3 protein-coding genes are annotated in these 2,615 nt (G+C 66.2%); 1 reads left to right on the top strand and 2 read right to left on the bottom strand.

Translation table 11 applies throughout. The features are described 5' to 3' along the window. Positions 1 to 504 (bottom strand): hypothetical protein (locus MJD61_05645; GenBank protein ID MCG8554761.1); only part of this gene is annotated, 504 nt, incomplete at its 3' end. A 13-nt stretch (positions 505 to 517) separates the two neighbouring features. Continuing rightward, entirely contained in the window at positions 518 to 1,756 is a 1,239-nt protein-coding gene (locus tag MJD61_05640) for a hypothetical protein (GenBank protein MCG8554760.1), read from the bottom strand. Between the two features lie 110 nt (positions 1,757 to 1,866). On the opposite strand from MJD61_05640, the gene MJD61_05635 reads away from it, so the two are divergent. Beyond that, on the top strand, positions 1,867 to 2,615 hold a 749-nt coding region (locus MJD61_05635; GenBank protein MCG8554759.1), incomplete at its 3' end, for a transposase.

Below are 2,615 nucleotides of genomic sequence, written 5' to 3'. Positions count from 1 at the left end.
CGCGCCACCTCGGCCGGCCGCGCCGCCCTGCCCGCCCACTCCGCTCTGGCCCCCGCCCCGACCGCCCCAGCCGGCGCCAGCGGCGCCTTGGCCGGTGCCGGCGATGCCCCAGCCACCGCTGCCTGCCGGGGCGCCAGACCCGCCCTGCATGCCCGCCACACCCATCGCGCCGCCCTGTTCACCACCCTGTCCACCGCCCCAGCCCCAGCTGCCTCCTGCGACACCCCAGCCGCCCTGAGCGGCCACCCCTCCGCCCTGCTGCCCCCCACGGCCCGCGTTACCGAGCATGCCGCCCTGGGCTGCGCCGCTCTGGCCGCTCCCCGAGCCGCCGGAAACTCCAGCCCAGCCGGTCCCGGAGCGACCGCCCGTGACACCCCCGCCAACACCGCCTGCTCCCGGCCCCAGGCTGCTGGTCCGGGCGCCGCAGCCCTGAAACGTCGTACCGGAGGTGGCCAGCAGCACTGCTGCAAGCAGCTGGTGGAGTCTGCTGATCCTGGAGGGCATGAGGCGCACCGATCTAGGGATTGGTTGGAGCGTCTACCGGGGGTACTGGCTCGATGGCACCGCTCCCGTTGCTGTAGATGAAGCCGTCGTCGGTCGCCTCGACCGAGTAGAACAGCGAGTAGGTGTCGCAGCAATCGGCCGGGTTGGGGTGAGCGTTGCACTGGGGAATCGCCGGTTTTCCACCGGCTGGGCCTCCGGGCAGGACCCAAACATTGAGAAAGCGCTGCTGGCCGGCTGCGCCCTGGCAACGTACATCGATCGGCACATTCCGTAGGTCGGCCATCCCACCTCCCACGGGCGTCGCTTCGGTGCGGAAGGTGACGAGGCGCGGCGTCATCGGGTCCTCGTCGTGGTCGATCCCGCAGCGCTCGGCACTGTCCGACCAGCAGTAGTTCACTACGTAGGCCTCCAGGTTCAGGCTGGCCTCGGTGCGCAGGACGACGCGGCCGCGGAGGTAGTCCTTGCCGGCGACGCACGTGGCCGGGATCACGAAGTGATCGTAGTCCGGACACAGCGAGCTCGCGTTGCCGATGCAGTCGACGCAAATCCCAAGAGCGGGATCGCAGACGTTGCCCGGGGTGCAATTTGCGTTGCTCTGGCAGCTCGTGACCTCACCGAAGGGTTGCGGGCGAACCGAGCTGGGCTTGGGAGCCAATCGGCCCGTGATGCGCAAGGTCGAGGCGGATACCGGTAGCTGCGTGCCAGGGAAGTGGTCAGGGTGATCTCCCGCGCCTTCGCTGTTGCCGGGACAGCTGGGCCGGGGCGGCTGGGGCCAGTTATCAACGTCACAAGGGACTCCGTGATCGAGCGCGCGAGCCACGTACAGATTCTTGGCCGCACTGTAGATCCCTTGGTAGTCCCCGGCTCGGAGGATGAGCGAGTTGACGTGCCGCGCCAGGCGGCAGGCTGCTCGCGGATCCCATCGTATGGGCTGCCCGTTCACCTTGACGTAGATCGGGCTCGTCTGGGCGTGCTGCGTGCGCAGGGTCACCCACGAGCTCGCATTGAAGTATATGCCGCATGTACTCGATCCGGTGCCGACCCCGAAAAACCCGCTGCATGGCGTGAACGGCAGTCCGTTGACCAAGACCTCGACCCACCCGGGCTTGATGTTGTTCCAGGTGGCGCCGAAACTGACCACGGTGCCGGGGGCGATGTCCACGGTGTCCCCAATATTCTTGTCGGGGCTGGGGACGTAGAGATTCGCCCAACTATCGCCGTGCACGGGGTCCTCGGCGCCCGCAACCAGCACGGTGCGTCCTCGCTTGAGGGCGTCCGTGTACTTGGCAAACGTGCAACAGGCAACCCTGACCGGAGTGAAAATCGAGGCAACCGGAAAGGTAGCTGGCCGATAACGAAGGCATGCTTGCTCGCTGCGTGGTAGCCGGTCAGACGGTGCTGGTCAGTCGTCGTTGCGATGATAGACGATTCTTGCTACGTCCCGATGAACGCATCAATCAGGTACTGCTCTACTGTTTGGCGGTGTTCGCCAACAAGTACGGGGTGCTCGTTCATCAGTTTTCGGCGATGAGTAACCACATCCATGGAACGTACACCGACACCCGCGGGGTATTGCCTGACTTCCTGCGTGACTTTGGCAAGGAAACCGCTCTTGCACTGAAGCACCTGCGACCCAAGCGTGGCTGCTGGTGGGACTCCGATGAGAAACCCGCAGTCCAAGCCCTGCTGACTGAAAGCTCAATTCTGGACAAAATGGCGTACGGGTACGTGAATCCGACCGCCGCCGGACTGGTTTCAGACCCCGAACAGTGGCCAGGCGTCAATCTCGCACCCGAGCAGGTCGGCACCTGCATCCAGGTCGAGCGACCCGACTTCTACTTCAAGAACGAAACCAAGTTTCCCGAGCGCGTGACCCTGCACATCGCGCCTCCCCCGAGCTTTGACGGCCGGGTCGAATGGCTCAGGCAGGCGGTACGCAACGTGGCCAACGAGGCTATCGCACAGGCAAGGGCCAAGCTGCGCGCGGCAGGACGGTGGTTTCTTGGCGTGCGAGGGGTCGTCACGACCGACCCGTACGCGCGGCCCGGGAGCGAAGAGCGAGCGCAGGCGTTTATCCCGGCGCTGGCAGCCCGGAGCGCCGAGGCGTTGCG

It is taken from the genome of Pseudomonadota bacterium (genome assembly GCA_022361155.1).
In the GTDB taxonomy this organism is placed as follows: domain Bacteria; phylum Myxococcota_A; class Polyangia; order Polyangiales; family JAKSBK01; genus JAKSBK01.
The sequence above is the reverse complement of the archived record's forward strand: the minus strand, read 5'-3'. Positions and strand labels throughout refer to the sequence as shown.